Genomic DNA, 17,233 nt, shown 5'->3' on the forward strand with positions numbered 1-17,233 from the left:
GGCAAGCAAACCGGCTCAGCGCCGTTTCAGCGCCTGCCACGAGATCAGCACCAGCGCGCTGCCGATCAGCAGCATGCCGGCCGCTTCCGACGGCGACGGCAACTCGCCCAGAATCAGCCACGCCATGCCCACCGCCACGACGGGAATGGCCAGAATGCTCAGCCCGGCCATGCCGGCGCTCAGGCGCGACAGCAGCATCATCCACATCAGCCAGCCCAGGCCGCCGGCCAGCACGCCGGAAAACAGCAGCACGCCCAGCAGCGGCCAACCCCATACCGGCTCGCCGCCCGGAAACACCGGCAACAACACCAGCAAGGGCAGCGTGCCCCACACCATCTGCCAGAAAGTCAGCGCCAGCGTGTCCACCTGGTGCTGCGCGCGCAGGCGCTTGGCGATGATGGCCGAGCTGGCCCACACCAAACCGCCGGTGATGGCCAGCAGGTCGGACAGCCAGCTGCCGTGCAGGTCCCACGGTTCCAGAATGGCCAGCAAGCCGGCAAACGCCATCGCCACGCCCAGCCACTGGCTGCGCGCCAGTTGTTCGTGCAGGAACACCCGTGCCAGCAGCAGCGTCCAGAACGGCATGGTGTAACACAGTACCGACACCTTGCCGGCGCCACCGGCCACCAGCGCCAGGTTGGTAAACACCACAAAGCCGGCGGTCTGGGTTAGCCCCAGCCAGAAGGTTGGCCGCCACGGCGTGGGGCGAAAGCCCTTGCCGCGCAGCTGCAGGATCACCGCCAGCGTGACGATGGCAAACACAGTACGGAACAAACCCAGCTGGAAGGCGCTGGCGTAGGCCAGCCCCAGCTTGGTAACGACCCAGTTGGTCCCCCAGAAGAACCACAGGGCCAGCAGCATGGCAGCGCTGGTAACAGGCGAAGCAGAAGCGAACATGGCGGCAGGCAAAGAAAAAGCCGGTGCGTGCACCGGCTTGGGGCAAAACGGCAGTATACCTGCTTATGCCGCCAGGTTCTTCGATACGATCTCGTACACGTCTTTCGACAAACCTTCCTTGGCCAGGATGCGCTGCAGCTCACGCGTCATCAGCGCCTGGCGTTGCGGCTCCAGCTTCTGGCGACGGTTGAACAGCGACACGATGCGGCTGGCCACCTGCGGGTTGATGGCGTCCAGCGCCAGCACCTGGTCGGCCAGGAAGGCGTAACCGGAGCCATCCGCGGCGTGGAAGTGCAGCATGTTGCGACCGAAGCTGCCCAGCAAGGCACGCGCCTTGTTCGGGTTTTTCAGGTTGAACGCCGGGTGCTGCATGGCGGCCTTCACGTGCTCCAGCACGCCGGGCAGCTGGCTGCTGGCCACCAGGCTGAAGAACTTGTCCATCACCAGCGCGTCGCCCTGCCAGCGGCTGGCGAACGACAGGTAGCAGTTCTCGCGCTCGGCCACGTCACGGTCGCGCAGCGCCAGCATGGCGCCCATCTGGTCGGTCATGTTGTCCGCTTCCAGGCACTGCTTTTCAGCGGCTTCCAGCGGCCAGGCGTCGCTGAGGCGGGTCAGCATCGCCAGCGCCAGGTTCTTCAGGCTGCGGCGGCCGCCGTCGGCCGGCTGGTAACTGCGGGTCTGGTTCAGGTCGTAGGCTTCGTGCCATTCGCCGCGCAGCGCCTGCGCCAGGCCGTTCAGCACGAATTCGCGCACGCTATGGATATGGCCGGGGTCGGCCGCGTCCACCATTTCCAGGATGTCGGCTTCGGACGGCAGGCTCAGCATCAGCGCCTTGAACGCCGGGTCGGCGGCGTGGTCTTTCAGCACCGCACGCAGCGCCTCGACAAAACCGGCCGGCAGCTGCAACGCACGGCCGGCGGCCTGGTCGGCCAGCAGGCCTTTCAGCAGACGCTCGGCGTAGGCCTGGCCGGCTTCCCAGCGCGCGAAGGCGTCGCTGTCGTTGGCCATCAGGAACGACAGCTCGTCGTCGCGCCAGTCGAACTGCAGGCGCACCGGCGCCGAGAAACCGCGCAGCAGCGACGGCACCGGCAGCTCGCCAATATTGACGAAGGTGAAGCTTTGCTCGGCGGCACGCACGTGCAACACGCGGGTGCCGGCGCCGGCTTCGGCCTCGCCGGCCAGCTGCAGCGGCAGGTCCTGGCCGTCGCGGCCCAGCAGGCCCACTGCCAGCGGGATGTGGTACGGCTGTTTGCCGCTCTGGCCCGGGGTGTCGGGGCAGCTTTGCTTGACGTGCAGCGTGTAGCTGCGCGCCACCGCGTCGTATTCGCCGCTTACCTGCAACAGCGGGGTACCGGCCTGGCTATACCACAGTGCGAACTGTTCCAGGTCCACGCCGTTGGCGTCGGCCATCGCGGCGCGGAAGTCATCGCAGGTAACGGCCTGGCCGTCGTGGCGCTGGAAGTACAGCTTCATGCCCTTCTGGAAGCCTTCCTCGCCCAGCAGCGTGTGGTACATGCGCACCACTTCGGAACCCTTTTCGTACACCGTCATGGTGTAGAAGTTGTTCATTTCGATGTAGCTATCGGGGCGGATGGCGTGCGCGGTAGGGCCCGCATCTTCCGGGAACTGCAACTGGCGCAGCTTTTTCACGTCTTCGATGCGCTTCACCGGGCGGCTGTGCAGGTCGGCGCTGAACTCCTGATCGCGGAATACGGTGAGGCCTTCTTTCAGGCTGAGCTGGAACCAGTCGCGGCAGGTAACGCGGTTGCCGGTCCAGTTATGGAAGTACTCGTGGCCGATGATGGCTTCCACGCGCTCGAAGTCGGCGTCGGTGGCGGTGTCCTGGCGCGCCAGTACCGCCGAGGTATTGAAGATGTTGAGGCCCTTGTTCTCCATGGCGCCCATATTGAAGTCGCCCACGGCCACGATCATGTAGATGTCGAGGTCGTACTCCAGGCCAAAGCGGGTTTCGTCCCACTGCATCGAACGCTTCACCGCGCCCATGGCGAACGCCACCTTGTCCTGGTCTGCCGCTACGGTCCAGATTTCCAGCGCTACCTGGCGGCCGCTGGCCGTGGTGTAGCTGTCTTTCTTGGCCACCAGCTTGCCGGCGACCAGCGCGAACAGATAGGACGGCTTGCGGTACGGGTCCACCCATTTCACCCAGTGGCGCTTCTTGTCGGCCTGGCCTTCGCCCACCTTGTTGCCGTTGGACAGCAGCACCGGGTACTTCTGCTTGTCGGCGATGATGGTGGTAGTGAACTTGGCCATCACGTCCGGACGGTCCGGGTAGTAGGTAATCTTGCGGAAGCCTTCCGGCTCGCACTGGGTGTACAGGTTGCCGCTGGACGCATACAGGCCGTTGAGGCTGGTATTGGCTACCGGGTCGATCTCGGTTTCGATGTCCAGGATGAAGCTGTCTGGCACATTGATGATGCTGAGGCCTTCGGCATGCTGCTGGTAGGCGCCGGGCTGCAGCTGGTCACCGTCCAGCACCACCGACAGCAGCGTGGCGCTGCCGTCCAGTTCCAGCACGTTGGCCGCGGTAGAAGCCGGGTTACGGTGAATCACCATGCGGGCGTGAACGCGGGTACGTGTGTCGTCTACCACGTCGAAGGTGAGGTCGACCTTGTCCACCAGGTAGGCGGGCGGCAGGTAATCTTTGCGGTATTTGACCTGCGGTTGTTGTTGGCTCATGAACGGGCATCCTAAGTAGGCTTGCAAGGCGGGTCGGCCACGGCCGCCCGCTTGTTGTTATCAACGCTAAGCGTCCCTGGTTATGATTTGATCCAGCCACCCGCGCCTGCAGGCAGGCAGAGGCGGCAGGTATCGGCCACGGTGCCCTTCAGCTTCACCTTGAAGCTGAGCAGTTCGTCGCGGCGGAAAGCATGGATTTTCACGCTGTCGCCAACCTTGTGGCGCGCCAGCGCTTTATCAAGGTCGACCGCCTTCAGGCCCTCGATGGCGACGATCACGTCACCCGCGGACAGGCCGGCGGCCTGCGCGGCGCCGCCATCCAGTACCTGGGCCAGGCGCACGCCCTGCGCATCGGCAGTGGCCTTCACGCCCAAGGTTGGCCGCGACGGGGCCGGCTGGATGCTGTCTACCACGCTGCCACTGTCGGCGGCGCTATCGGACGGCACCATCTGCAGGCTGACACCTTGGGTGGCCAGCAGTTCAGCCAGCGGCAGATCTTGCGTGCTGCGGATGGCTTTATCGAAGAACTTGCGCAGCTTGAGGCCGGTGGCCTGCTCGGCTACCTGTTCCCACTCGCCTTCGGCCAGGCCCTGGCCGTCGGCCAGCCACTTCTGCCACAGCGCCAGCATCACGGTGTCCAGGCTCTTGGCGCCGCCGGTTTCGTGGCGGATGTGCAGGTCCAGCGCCAGCGCGGCCAGCGAGCCTTTGGTGTAGTAGCTGACAATGCTGTTGGGGCTGTTTTCGTCCTGACGATAGTACTTGGTCCAGGCGTCGAAGCTGGAATCGGCCAGCGTCTGCTTGGTACGGCCGTTGCCGCGCAGCACGCCGGTGATGGTCTTGGCCAGCAGGCCGAGGTAGCGCTTGTCGTCGATCAGGCCGCTGCGCACCAGAGCCAGGTCGTCGTAGTAGGAGGTAATGCCCTCGAACGCCCACAGCAGCGTGGTGTGGCCTTCGCGGTTCAGGTCGTACGGGGTGAACACCGCCGGCTTCATGCGCTTCACGTTCCAGCTGTGGAAGTACTCGTGGCTGATCAGGCCCAAGAGGCGCAGGTAGCCGTCGCCGATCTCGCCATCTGCCAGGCCGGGTGCCGGCAGGTCGTCGCGGTTGGCCACCAGCGCGGTGGAGGCACGGTGCTCCAGGCCGCCGTAGATGTCGGCGCCGACAAACAGCATGAAGACGTAGCGGTCGAACGGGGCCGGTTCGCCAAAGAAGCGGATCTGCCATTCGCAGATGCGCTGGGTGTCGGCGGCCAGGCGTTTGAGGTCGGCACGGTAGCGGCCGGATACCACGAACTCGTGCGGCACGCCGCAGGCAGTAAAGCGCACGCGTTCGAACTCGCCCAGCTCCACCGGGTGGTCGATCAGCTCGTCGTAGTTGGCAGCACGGTAGCGGCCGAAGCCGGTTTTCTTGTGCGTATCGACAGCGGCCAGGCTGGTGGCCACCTGCCAGCGGTCGTAGGCCTTGCCGGCGGGCGGCTGGATGTCGACTTCGCAGGCGTCGTTTTCAAAACCGTCTGCGGCCAGAAACACGCTGGTGCCGTTGTAGAAGCCGCGCTGTGCGTCGAGGTAGGCGCCGCGTACTGACAGGTCGAAGGCGTACACTTGGTAGCGGATGGTCAGCTCGCCCTTTACCGGCGCCGCTTGCCAGCTGTGTTTGTCCAATTTGCTGATGGCCACCGCTTTTTTGCCGGCAAAGGCCTCGATCTGCACGATGTGGCGCGAAAATTCGCGAATCATGTAGCTGCCCGGAATCCACGCCGGCAGGCGCAGTACCTGGCCGGCGGCCGCGGGGCGGGCCACGGTCATCTCGATATCGAACAGGTGGGCGTGCGGATCAAGCGGAACAATGCGATAACGGACAGGCGTAGACATGGTACAGAACCGATCTGTGGCAGAAAGATGCTGGATTCTAGCACCGCAGAATGCGGGCCGCCCCTGACCTTCCGGCTTGATCTTCATCAATAGCGCCTTGACCGATGACAATATAATCCGTAGCTGTCAAAGGGCAAAAAAGGCCGAAAAACCAGCGTTGACGGGGTAATGATGCAGCATGACACCCTGCCTGACTGGTGGCTGTTGTCCGAATTGATTAGAATAGTCTGTTGAATAAACGGGTGTATCCAGGCAGTGGCAGCTAAAAGCGCGGGCACGCGCACGCTGACACGACACGCAGGCCTTAGATACCCGGTTTGATGCGCTGATCTCCAAGCTGGGGACGGACGCATGAAAATCAAGACATCACGTTTTACACGTTCTAGTTCGCAACCTTGGAGAAAACCTAAATGGATACGCAATCCACTTATAACTATAAGGTGGTGCGCCAGTTCTCGATAATGACCGTAGTCTGGGGCATTGTCGGGATGCTGGTGGGCGTCATTATTGCGGCCCAGCTAGTGTGGCCGGAGCTCAATTTTGGGCCCTGGTTCCACTACGGCCGCCTGCGCCCGCTGCACACCAACGCCGTCATCTTTGCTTTTGGTGGCTGCGCTCTGTTCGCGACGTCTTACTACGTCGTGCAGCGTACCTGTAACGTCCGCCTGATTTCCGACAAGCTGGCGGCGTTTACGTTCTGGGGTTGGCAACTGGTTATCGTACTGGCCGCCATCACCCTGCCGCTGGGCATCACCGCCGGTAAGGAATACGCCGAGCTGGAATGGCCGATCGACATCCTGATCACCATCATCTGGGTCGTGTACGCCATCGTGTTCTTCGGCACCCTGGCCATCCGCAAGGTAAAACACATCTACGTGGCCAACTGGTTCTACGGCGCCTTCATCCTGGCCGTAGCCCTGCTGCACGTGGTGAACAGCCTGGCCGTACCGGTGTCGCTGACCAAGTCCTACTCCGTTTACGCCGGCGCGGTAGACGCGATGGTGCAATGGTGGTACGGCCACAACGCCGTTGGCTTCTTCCTGACCGCCGCCTTCCTGGGCATGATGTACTACTTCGTACCGAAGCAGGCTGGCCGTCCGGTGTACTCCTACCGTCTGTCCGTGGTGCACTTCTGGGCGCTGATCTTCACCTACATGTGGGCTGGTCCTCACCACCTGCACTACACCGCCCTGCCTGACTGGACCCAGTCGCTGGGTATGGCGTTCTCGCTGGTACTGCTGGCACCGAGCTGGGGCGGCATGATCAACGGCATCATGACCCTGTCCGGCGCATGGCACAAACTGCGCAACGACCCGGTATTGAAGTTCCTGGTGGTATCCCTGTCGTTCTACGGCATGTCCACCTTCGAAGGCCCGATGATGTCCATCAAGACCGTTAACGCCCTGTCGCACTACACCGACTGGACCGTTGGCCACGTGCACTCCGGTGCCCTGGGCTGGGTTGCCTTCATCTCCATCGGTTCCATGTACTACCTGCTGCCGCGCCTGTTCGGCCGTGACAGCATGCATAGCGTGAAGCTGATCGAAGCCCACTTCTGGCTGGCTACCGTTGGCGTGGTGCTGTACATCGCCGCACTGTGGATTGCCGGTGTGATGCAAGGCCTGATGTGGCGTGCACTGAACCCGGACGGCACCCTGACCTACTCCTTCGTAGAATCGGTGAAGGCGTCCTATCCGTACCTGTTCGTGCGTTTCGTGGGTGGTTCCCTGTTCCTGACCGGCATGCTGCTGATGGCGTACAACACCTTCCGCACCGTTGCCGCCGGCCGTCCGGTTGACGCCAAGATCCCGGCTGTCACCGCGCACGCTCACTAAGGTTGCCAAGGAATCATCATGGAAAAGATCCAGAAACTGATTGAAGAAAACGTCGCATACCTGATCGTGCTGACACTGCTGGTTATCAGCGTGGCCGCCCTGATCGAGATCGTGCCGCTGATGTTCCAGAAGTCCACCACCCAGCCGGTAGCCGGTGTAAAGCCTTACACCGCGCTGCAGCTGACCGGTCGTGACATCTACATCCGCGAAGGCTGCTACACCTGCCACTCGCAGATGATCCGTCCGTTCCGCGCCGAAACCGAGCGCTACGGTCACTACTCGGTAGCGGGCGAATCGGTGTACGACCACCCGTTCCAGTGGGGTTCCAAGCGTACCGGTCCGGACCTGGCCCGTGTTGGCGGCCGCTATTCCGACGAATGGCACCGCGTTCACCTGATCAACCCGCGTGACGTGGTACCGGAGTCCAACATGCCTGCCTTCCCGTGGCTGGCACGTAACCTGGCCGATGCGGAAGGCGTAGCCGCCAAGATGACCGCACTGCGCAAGGTGGGCGTACCGTACACCGACAAGGAAATCGCCGAGGCGCAAGCCCAGGTGGAGGGCAAGTCCGAACTGGACGCGCTGATCGCTTACCTGCAAGGCCTGGGCCTTGCACTGAAGAACGCGCGTTAAGCCATGGACTGGACTAATCTGGGGCGCATCCTGTTCACGGTATTCTGCTTCACCGTGTTTATCGTGATTGCACTGGGTGCCTTCGGTAAAAAAGCCAAGAAGCGTTACGACGAAGCGGCCAACCTTGTCCTGGACGAGGACGACCAGCCGCCTTCCGGTAACGCTTCCAACGGAGCGAAGCAATGAGTGATTTTGTTAGTGGTTTCTGGGGCGTATATATCGCCGTGGTGGTGATTGTGGGCCTGGTAGGCTTGACCTACCTGCTGTTCTCGCAATCGAAAACCACCGTCAAGAAGGGTGAGGAAGTACAGATCACCGGTCACATCTGGGATGAGGACCTGGCAGAGTACAACAACCCGCTGCCGCGCTGGTGGATGCTGATGTTCTACCTGACGCTGATCTTTGCTGCCGTCTACCTGGTACTGTACCCGGGCCTGGGCACCTGGAAAGGCATCCGTGGCTGGACTTCCGTTGGCCAGTACAAGGAAGAAAAAGCCGCTGCCGAAGCCAAGTACCAGCCGCTGTACGACAAGTACCTGAAACAGGACGTAAAAACCGTGGCCGCCGATCCGGAAGCGCAAGCCATGGGCAAGCGCCTGTTCCAGACCTACTGTGTGCAGTGCCACGGCTCTGATGCCCGCGGCGCCAAGGGCTTCCCCAACCTGACCGATAGCGACTGGCTGTACGGTGGTGATGAAAAAGCCATCCATGCCTCCATCGCCGCTGGTCGCATCGGCCAGATGCCTGCCTTCGGCGCAGCATTCGGCGAAGAGAAGGTGAAAGACACCGCCAACTACGTGATGTCGCTGTCCGGCAAGAAACATGACGCTGACCGCGCAGCACGTGGCAAGGAAACCTTCACTGCAGTATGTGTGGCTTGCCACGGTGCAGACGGCAAAGGTAACCAGGCCATCGGCGCACCTAACCTGACCGATAGCGTGTGGCTGTATGGTGGTACCGAAAAGACCATCATCGAAACCATCACCAACGGCCGCAACAACCAGATGCCGGCCTGGAAAGACTTCCTCGGTGACGGCAAGGTACATCTGCTGACCGCTTACGTTTATGGCCTGACCAATAACGCCAAAGCCCAGTAATTGATCCTGCTCAATACTGCCCGCGCAAGCGGGCAGTATCTTTTGTGCCTACATTTTATTTGTTTGTGAATTGTATTAGCATGCAGTGTGTTTCATAAAGCCCATAGAATAGTGCTGTGGGCTTTATGAAGCGTTCTAAAAGGGAAGCCAGATGAGCGACAAGCTTAAAGATATCGGGGTCAAGATAGAAAAACCCGCCACAGAAACCGTCTCTCTGTACGCCGCACGCAAAAAGATCTACCCGCGCAGCGTGAAAGGGGTATTTGCCAACTGGCGCATCCTGTTCGTCATCGCCACCCAGCTGGTGTACTACGTCACGCCCTGGCTGCAGTGGAACGATCGCCAAGCCGTACTGTTCGACCTAGTCAACCGCAAGTTCTACCTGTTCGGCCTTACCATCCTGCCGCAGGATTTCGTCTATCTTGCAGCCCTGCTGATGTGCAGTGCTTTTGGTCTGTTTACCTGGACCACCATCGCCGGCCGCCTGTGGTGCGGCTATTCCTGTCCGCAAACGGTGTACACCGAAATCATGCTGTGGATAGAGGAAAAGATCGAAGGTGACCGCAACAAGCGCATGAAGCTGGACAAAGAACCGTGGAGCCTGCGCAAGCTCGGTATCAAAAGTACCTCGCACGGCATCATGATCCTGTTCTCGCTGTGGACCGGCTTTACGCTGGTGGGCTACTTCACCCCCATCCACGACCTGATCGCCGCCATGCCCACCTTCAACTACGGGCCGTGGGAAACGTTCTGGATGTTCTTCTACGCCGGTTTTACCTACCTGCTGGCCGCTCACATGCGCGAGCAGGTGTGCATGTACATGTGCCCGTATGCCCGTTTCCAGAGCGCCATGTTCGATGAAGACACCTTGATCATCTCCTACGATGAAAAGCGCGGCGAACCGCGCGGCGCACGCAAGAAAGGCCAAGAGCAAGCCAATCTGGGCGACTGCATCAACTGTGGCATCTGCGTGCAGGTGTGCCCCACCGGCATCGACATCCGTAACGGCCTGCAGTACGAGTGCATCGGCTGTGCCGCTTGTATCGACGCCTGCGACGAAGTGATGGTCAAGATCGGCAGCCCCAAAGGCCTGATCCGCTACACCACCGAAGCCGCGCTGGAAGGCAAATACCCGGAAAGCGCCATTGCCTCGCGCCTGAAACGCCCCCGTGTGGTGATGTACAGCCTGGTTCTGGCGGTGATTTTCATAGCAGCCATTACCTCGCTGGCCATGCGCAAACCGTTCAAGGTGGATATCATTCGGGATCGCGCCTCGCTGGTTCGGGAAACCGATGATGGCATGCTGGAAAACACCTACAGCCTGCGCATCATGAACGTCTCGGAACAAGCACAGACCTTCCGCATCAAAGTCGAGGGCCTGGACGGTATCAAGCTGGTGAGCGAAAAACCGGCATACCGCGTCGAGGGCATGAGCAACGAGCTGATTACCGTACGCGCACTGGCTGCGCCCGAGGTGGCAACCAAAGGCAGTCATGAGATTCACTTCACCATCGAATCCATCGACGACCAGATTAGCGTGGAAGAGAAATCCAGCTTTATCGGGGAATAAAGCATGCAAAACAAGGCAGGGGCCGAGCGCCCCTGGTACAAAGACCGCTGGCCATGGATACTCATGGCCGGCCCGGCGCTGGCAGTGATTGCCGGCGTTATTACGTTCCGCATTGCCGTTGTCACCGCAGACGACATGGTGACAGACGACTACTACAAGCGCGGCAAAGACATCAACCTGGAGCTCACCCGCGACAAGGCTGCCGTCAATCTGGGCATCAGTGCACAAGCCATGTTCAGCGACGATCGCCAATCGGTGCGCATTCTCACCAGCAGCAAGAAGCCACTGCAAGGCGACCTGGTGTTCACCCTGCTTCATCCCACGCGGCAGCAGGACGACCAACAGCCCGCCCTGCAACGCCAGGGAGACAACCTGTACCAGGCCAGCATCAAGGCCGGCAACGCCAAACACTGGTACTTGCGGCTGGAAGACAAGGCTGGTACCTGGCGTCTGCAAGGCGAATGGCGACCGGATGAAAGCGCCATGGTGCAGTTGGGCAACCCCAAACTGGAACCGGTAGAGGAATAAACAACCACCATGAACCCGACTACCCGCCGCACCCTGCTGCTGGGCCTCGCCGCAGGCAGCCTGGCCGCCTGCGCCACCCGCCCCGGCATGGGCTATGTCAATGGCAGCGCATTCTATATGGAACGCATTGCCTACCCACGCGACAAGACCCTGCTGCGCGTACGCCTGCTGGACGTAAGTAGCGGCGTACCGGCGGTACTGGCCGAGCAAACACTGGAAAAGGTCGCGACGCCCATCGCCTTTTCGCTGTGCTACGACTACGCTGCCATCACAACCGGCCGTCAGTATGCAGTAGACGCGCGCCTGTTTGTCGATGGCGAACTACGCATGCAGGCCGCCGAGCCGGTAGCCAATCTGGCCAACAAGGTAAACCTGCGGCTGGTGATGGTCGGTCAGTAAACCCGCAACGCAGCGCCCAAAGGCAGCCATATGGCTGCCTTTTTTATTGTTTGGGCCAGCGCAAGGTTGGCCGCAAGCTGACAGGCAGCGTGCTGGCACCACCCTATATTCTCTTGCCGTTATCCATGCGGCCAAGCTTTGCCACCAGCCACCCGCACTACGCGGCAGGCGGCGCCGGCCACAGGCAATGCGGACCGATGTCGGCCAGCGTGCGGCAGCCGGTCAGCGCCATGGTCACCTCCAGCTCTTCGTGCAGCGTGCGCAGCAAGTGGGCCACGCCCAGCGCGCCGGCCACTGCCAACGCGTGGAGGAACGGGCGGCCGATCAGCACCGCGCTGGCGCCCAGCGCCAAGGCCTTGAACACGTCGCTGCCGCGACGGATACCGCCGTCCAGCAGCAGCGGCACGCGGCCCTGTACCACGGCGGCGATGGCGGGCAGTGCGTCCAGCGCGGCCGGTACCGTGTCCAGCACGCGGCCACCGTGGTTGGACACCACCAGGCCGTCCACGCCGTGCTGCAACGCCAGTTCGGCGTCGTGCGGCGACAAGATGCCTTTCAGCACAATCGGCAAGCGGGTCTGGCTGCGCAGCCAGGCGATGTCGGCCCAGCGCGGCGCGATGGCCATCATGCCGTCGAACACCGCGCTCTGCCCGGCGGCCAGGGCGGGCTGGTACGGCGCCATGCCGGCCAGGTTTACCGCGGCCACACCATCCGGCAGGGCAAAGCCGGCGCGCTGCTCGGCGTTGCGCACGCCGGCCAGCGGCGCATCCACCGTCAACACCAGCGCGCGATAGCCGGCGGCTTCGGCGCGCTGCACCAGCTGCGCCACCACGGCGCGGTCGTGCTGCCAGTACAGCTGGAACCACAGCGGCGACGGTGCGGCGGCGGCGACGTCTTCCAGCGACGTACTGGCCAGCGTGCTCACCAGCATGCTGCTGCCCATCACGCTGGCGGCGTAGGCGGCGCTGCGCTCGGCGTCGGGGTGTACCAGTTTCTGGTAAGCCACCGGCGCCAGCAAAATCGGCATGGCCAGATCCAGCCCCGGCAGACGGCAACGGCTGTGGCCGCCCTGTACGTCGGCCAGTACGCGGGGGTGCAGGCGGTGGCGGGCAAAGGCCTGCAGGTTGGCCGCATGGCTCAGTTCGTCGGCGGCGGCGCTATCGATATAGGCGCGGGCGTTGGCCGACATCATGCGCTGGGCGTAGCGCTGGTAGTCGGCGGCGGACACCAGGTCGGCGGGAATATGGTCCAGATGCGGGGTCATGACAGGGTAGCGGCGGGCAAAGCGCCACCCTACCCCAGATGGGAATAACTATCAATCACCCAATAGCGACAGCGGAAGCGGCTGGTCGGTCACGCAGTCGTACAGCAGGTCGGTGACGCGGCCAGCCGGCAGACAGCCGTAGCGCTGCGGTGCCAGGATCATCAGCAAGCCGTCGTCGGCCGGGCGCGGCAGCCAGCGCTCGTTGTCGCTGATGCTGATCGGCCCCACGCCAAAGCGGCGCAGCATGGGTAGCGAATAACTCCAGGCCTTGTACTGCCGCATGATGCGCGGGAAGCGCTGGTAGCCGTAGCTGGTAATCGCCGGGTCGATACCGATACGGGCAAAGAAAGCCAGCTCGCGCTGGCGTGCTTCTTTTACTTCGGCAGCAAAGCGCTGCCGGGCCTCGGCCTGGCGCTCGGCCGGAAAACGCGCCAGATACACGCCACGCTGACGGTCGGCCACGTCCATGCCGCCGTGAAAGGCCAGCACCGCGTGGTAACCCAGCTCGCGCTGGCTGGCGGCGGTAAACACGTAGTTGGCGCAGGCCGAATTACAGTAGCGCGGCACGTGCACGCGCAAGCGTTGCTGCGCCACCCACTCGCCCAGCGCCAGCCCCAGGTTGAAGGCGCCGCCGCTGCTGCTGATCACCAACGTGTGCGGCTTCACCGTGGCCGCGTCGTACAGCGCAAACAGGCGCTGGTTGGCGGCGGCCGACAGCTCGCCGTCGTACACCAGCGCGTCGCCCGCGTAAGACAGCGTAACGCTGGTTTGTGCCAGCGCCTGCGTGGCCAGCAATGCGGCCAACAGTGCTGTGATGATCCTGATACCCATGCCCTTGCCTCCTGCCAGCACTATACAAGCACAACAAAAACCCCGCTGCGTGCAGCGGGGTGTGGAGGCAGGCAAGGGCTTACAGCGGATGCAGACGCGCGGTGAAGTGGCGCAGGATAGGCGGCTCGTAGTCGAAGCCCAGACCGCGGATGCTGCTAGCCCTCTGCTGGATGTCGATCAGGCAGTCGGCGATGTAGTCCATGTGGTCGTTGGTGTACACGCGGCGCGGGATGGTGAGGCGCAGCAGCTCGAACGGCGACGGTTCCTGCTCGCCGGTAGCCGGGTTGCGGCCCAGCAGCAGCGAGCCGATTTCCACGCCGCGAATGCCGCCTTCCAGGTACAGCTCGCACGCCAGCGCGTGCGCCGGGAACTGCCCGGCCGGGATGTGCGGCAGCAGCTTCTTGGCGTCCACAAACACGGCGTGGCCCCCGGTCGGCGTCTGGATCGGGATACCGCCTGCGGCCAACCTGTCGCCCAGGTACGCCACTTGGCCGATACGGTAGGCCAGATAGCCTTCGTCCATGCCCTCTTTCAGGCCCACTGCCAGCGCGGCCATGTCGCGCCCTGCCAGGCCGCCGTAGGTGACAAAGCCTTCCATCGCCACGCAGCGCACCTGCACGCTGCGGAACAGGTCTTCGTCACTCTTGAAGCAGCACAGGCCGCCGATGTTCACCAGCGCGTCCTTTTTGGCCGACATGGTGAACATGTCGCCGTGGCTGAACATCTCGTACACGATGGCCGCTACCGACATCTTGGCGTAGTCGGGATCGCGCTGCTGGATGAACCAGGCGTTTTCGGCAAAGCGCGCCGCGTCGATAATCACCGGAATGCCGTGGCGGCGCGCCAGCGCGGCGGACTCGCGGATGCTGGTCATGCTCACCGGCTGGCCACCGGCGCTGTTGCAGGTCACGGTGATGATCAGGCCGGCCACGTTGGCCGCGCCGTGTTCTTCGATCAGCGCCGCCAGGCGCGGCAGGTCGAAGTCGCCTTTCCAGTCGTAGGCGGTGGTGGTGTCCAGCGCCTGCGGCGTCAGCACGTTGATGGCTCGGGCGCCGGCAATCTCCACATGCGCCTTGGTGGTATCAAAGTGATAGTTGGACAAAAACACCGGCTGCTGGCTGCCGCAGCGTTTCACCAGCTCGGGGAACAGGATCTGCTCGGCGCCACGGCCCTGGTGGGTGGGCAGGGTGTGGGCGTAACCGAACACCTCTTTCACCGTGGCTTCCAGCTCGTAGAAGTTGCGGCTACCGGCGTAGGCTTCGTCGCCCATCATCACGCCGGCCCACTGGCGGTCCGACATGGCGCCGGTGCCGCTATCGGTCAGCAGGTCGATGTACACGTCTTCACCGCGCAGCAGGAACGGGTTCCAGCCGGCAGCGGCCAGTGCCTCGCGGCGGTATTCGGGGGTGGTCTGCTTGATGGGCTCTACCATCTTGATGCGGAACGGTTCGGGGATGCGTCGTGCCATGTTGATGCTCCATGCCTGCGGCCAACCTTGCTGCCGGGCACGCCGCTACCACGCCGGCCAAGGGCGTGACGGGGCGACGCGGCGGCACACTGCGGGCGCGACCATAGCGCGCAGCAACGCAGCGTGGCAGGGCCACAGGTGTCAGTAGATTGTTTAGTTTGGCTTTAAAACAGACGGACAGCCGAAGAGCTGCCTAGGGGCATCAGGCGCGGGGGAAGTCGTTGGCCAGTACAACGTCGAGGTTATACCAGTTGGGCAGCAGGCTGCGGCAGGCGCTGCTTGCTGCGGGGCAAACTAGCGGTTTCATGCACGTTCTCCAGTGTGTCGGGTGGCCGCGCGGGCCACACTGCAGCCTACGCCAGCGGCCGGCTGGCAGCAAGATTTATCGATGCTTCACCGCAGCAATTCGATAGTGAAAACCACAAATCAGCGCGGGAGTATTTACACTATACGAATATGCATATCAAATAAGTTTCACCAATTTATTACAATATAACGCCATAAATGTTCATTTTGGCGCATTTTTCTATTGCATTAACGCCAAAGCATCAGCACAATCCGACGCCTTGCCAAAGTCCGCCCCGATAAAAACAGGACTGTGCACCTCACTCACTACTAGAGAAAGACCCTCATGTACCGACAACACCCTCGCGGTCTGTACTTGCTGTTCGTGACCGAAATGTGGGAACGCTTCAGCTACTACGGCATGCGCGCCATCTTCGTGCTGTTCATGGTGAAGGCGCTGATGTTCGACAAGGCCTACGCCTCCGAAATCTACGGCAGCTACACCGGCCTGGTGTACTTTGCGCCGCTGCTGGGCGGCTACATTGCCGACCGCTACTGGGGCAACCGCCGCGCCATCGTCAGCGGCGCGCTGTTGATGGCCGCCGGCCAGTTCGCCATGTTCTTTGCCGCCACGCTGTACCAGCAGCCGGCCACCGCCACCCCGCTGATGTTCGGCGGCCTGGCGCTGCTGATCGCCGGTAACGGCCTGTTCAAACCGAACATCTCGTCGATGGTGGGCCAGCTGTACCCGGCCGGCGACAAGCGCGTGGACTCCGCTTTCACCCTGTTCTACATGGGCATCAACGCCGGTGCGCTGCTGGCGCCGCTGGTGTGCGGCACGCTGGGCGATACCGGCCACCCGGCCGACTTCAAGTGGGGCTTCCTGGCCGCCGGTATCGGCATGCTGCTGTCGCTGGCGCTGTTCCTGAGCTTCCGCAACCGCTACCTGGTAACGCCGGAAGGCGCCGCCATCGGCCTGCCGCCCAAGCGTCACCATGAAAGCGGCGAGAAGATCCAGCACGCGCCGCTGACGCGCGAAGAAAAAGACCGCCTGGCGGTGATCATGCTGCTGTCGGCGTTCGTGATCTTTTTCTGGTCTGCCTTCGAGCAGGCCGGCGCCTCGCTGACCTTCTTTGCCGAAGAACAGACCAACCGCCAGCTGCTGGGCTGGACGGTGCCGGCCTCGTTCTTCCAAAGCATCAACCCGGTGGTGATCGTGGTGTGCGCGCCGCTGTTTGCCTGGCTGTGGCTGACGCTGGGCAAGAAGGGCCTGGAGCCGAACTCGCCGATGAAAATGGCCATCGGCCTGCTGCTGCTGGCTATCGGTTACCTGATCATCGCGCTGGGCGTGAACGGTCTGGAGCCGGGCGTGAAAGTAAGCATGCTGTGGCTGATCAGCCTGTACAGCATCCACACCTTCGGCGAGCTGTGCCTGTCGCCGATCGGCCTGTCGCTGGTGGTGAAGCTGTCGCCGGCACGCCTGGTGTCGATGATGATGGGCGTGTGGTTCCTGTCCAGCGCGCTGGCCAACAAGTTTGCCGGCGTGCTGTCCGGCCTGTACCCGGAGCCGGGCAAGCCGCTGCCGGTGTTCCTGGGCTACACAGTGTCCAACCTGCACGACTTCTTCATGCTGTTCGTGCTGATGGCTGGCGGCGCCGCGCTGGTGCTGTTCCTGCTGTCGGGCAAGCTGAAAAAGATGATGCACGGCCTGGGCTAAGCATACGTGCACGATCTGCTGCGCGTGGGCGATACGGCGTTAAAAGCGCCTTCGGCATGGTCATTTACCATTTGTAAACTGCGCTGCCTCAGTCACTTTTGCCTTGTCTCGCGCCCGCTCGCAAGAGCGTGAATACGTTCA

General features: G+C 62.5%; 14 protein-coding genes. 8 read left to right on the forward strand and 6 right to left on the reverse strand.

Annotated elements, in window-relative coordinates; all coding sequences use genetic code 11:
* Positions 1-15: 15 nt before the first annotated feature.
* The 3 genes from ACK4FZ_RS09600 to ACK4FZ_RS09610 form a co-directional block, all read right to left on the reverse strand.
* Complete coding sequence (locus ACK4FZ_RS09600; protein ID WP_409820241.1) at positions 16-897, reverse strand: DMT family transporter; 882 nt, start codon at positions 895-897, stop codon at positions 16-18.
* A 63-nt stretch (positions 898-960) separates the two neighbouring features.
* Positions 961-3,594: an aminopeptidase N gene (gene pepN, locus ACK4FZ_RS09605; RefSeq protein WP_409820243.1), complete on the reverse strand. Its 2,634-nt coding sequence runs from the start codon at positions 3,592-3,594 to the stop codon at positions 961-963.
* An 80-nt stretch (positions 3,595-3,674) separates the two neighbouring features.
* Positions 3,675-5,465 carry a M61 family metallopeptidase gene (locus ACK4FZ_RS09610; protein ID WP_409820245.1) on the reverse strand — a complete coding sequence of 597 codons (1,791 nt, stop codon included), beginning with the start codon at positions 5,463-5,465 and terminating at the stop codon, positions 3,675-3,677.
* A gap of 410 nt (positions 5,466-5,875) precedes the next feature.
* Here ACK4FZ_RS09610 and ccoN point away from each other — a divergent pair, with 410 nt between their 5' ends.
* From ccoN to ACK4FZ_RS09645, 7 genes are all read left to right on the forward strand, one after another.
* Positions 5,876-7,300 carry a cytochrome-c oxidase, cbb3-type subunit I gene (gene ccoN / locus ACK4FZ_RS09615; protein ID WP_409820248.1) on the forward strand — a complete coding sequence of 475 codons (1,425 nt, stop codon included), beginning with the start codon at positions 5,876-5,878 and terminating at the stop codon, positions 7,298-7,300.
* Between the two features lie 18 nt (positions 7,301-7,318).
* A complete protein-coding gene (ccoO, locus tag ACK4FZ_RS09620) occupies positions 7,319-7,933 on the forward strand; it encodes a cytochrome-c oxidase, cbb3-type subunit II (protein WP_409820250.1) in 615 nt (204 codons plus the stop codon).
* A gap of 3 nt (positions 7,934-7,936) precedes the next feature.
* Positions 7,937-8,119, forward strand: a complete 183-nt coding sequence (locus tag ACK4FZ_RS09625; RefSeq protein ID WP_409820252.1) for a cbb3-type cytochrome oxidase subunit 3 — start codon at positions 7,937-7,939, stop codon at positions 8,117-8,119.
* Positions 8,116-9,030, forward strand: a complete 915-nt coding sequence (ccoP, locus tag ACK4FZ_RS09630; RefSeq protein ID WP_409820255.1) for a cytochrome-c oxidase, cbb3-type subunit III — start codon at positions 8,116-8,118, stop codon at positions 9,028-9,030. Before ACK4FZ_RS09625 ends, ccoP begins: the two co-directional genes overlap by 4 nt.
* A gap of 151 nt (positions 9,031-9,181) precedes the next feature.
* Positions 9,182-10,600, forward strand: coding sequence for a cytochrome c oxidase accessory protein CcoG (ccoG, locus tag ACK4FZ_RS09635; RefSeq protein WP_409820257.1), 1,419 nt, complete (start codon positions 9,182-9,184; stop codon positions 10,598-10,600).
* Between the two features lie 3 nt (positions 10,601-10,603).
* Positions 10,604-11,128, forward strand: coding sequence for a FixH family protein (locus tag ACK4FZ_RS09640; RefSeq protein ID WP_409820259.1), 525 nt, complete (start codon positions 10,604-10,606; stop codon positions 11,126-11,128).
* A 9-nt stretch (positions 11,129-11,137) separates the two neighbouring features.
* Entirely contained in the window at positions 11,138-11,527 is a 390-nt protein-coding gene (locus tag ACK4FZ_RS09645) for a YbaY family lipoprotein (RefSeq protein ID WP_409820260.1), read from the forward strand.
* Between the two features lie 157 nt (positions 11,528-11,684).
* On the opposite strand, the gene ACK4FZ_RS09650 is transcribed toward ACK4FZ_RS09645, so the two are convergent.
* From ACK4FZ_RS09650 to ACK4FZ_RS09660, 3 genes are all read right to left on the reverse strand, one after another.
* A complete protein-coding gene (locus ACK4FZ_RS09650) occupies positions 11,685-12,791 on the reverse strand; it encodes an alpha-hydroxy acid oxidase (RefSeq protein ID WP_409820262.1) in 1,107 nt (368 codons plus the stop codon).
* 51 nt (positions 12,792-12,842) lie between these two features.
* Positions 12,843-13,622, reverse strand: a complete 780-nt coding sequence (locus tag ACK4FZ_RS09655) for a hypothetical protein (RefSeq protein WP_409820264.1) — start codon at positions 13,620-13,622, stop codon at positions 12,843-12,845.
* A 79-nt stretch (positions 13,623-13,701) separates the two neighbouring features.
* Positions 13,702-15,090 carry a tryptophanase gene (locus tag ACK4FZ_RS09660; RefSeq protein ID WP_409820266.1) on the reverse strand — a complete coding sequence of 463 codons (1,389 nt, stop codon included), beginning with the start codon at positions 15,088-15,090 and terminating at the stop codon, positions 13,702-13,704.
* A 631-nt stretch (positions 15,091-15,721) separates the two neighbouring features.
* On the opposite strand from ACK4FZ_RS09660, the gene ACK4FZ_RS09665 reads away from it, so the two are divergent.
* Complete coding sequence (locus tag ACK4FZ_RS09665; RefSeq protein WP_409820269.1) at positions 15,722-17,092, forward strand: peptide MFS transporter; 1,371 nt, start codon at positions 15,722-15,724, stop codon at positions 17,090-17,092.
* The last annotated feature ends 141 nt before the right edge of the window (positions 17,093-17,233 follow it).

Origin of the sequence: Vogesella sp. (genome assembly GCF_046297735.1) — a bacterium.
Lineage (GTDB): Bacteria > Pseudomonadota > Gammaproteobacteria > Burkholderiales > Chromobacteriaceae > Vogesella > Vogesella urethralis.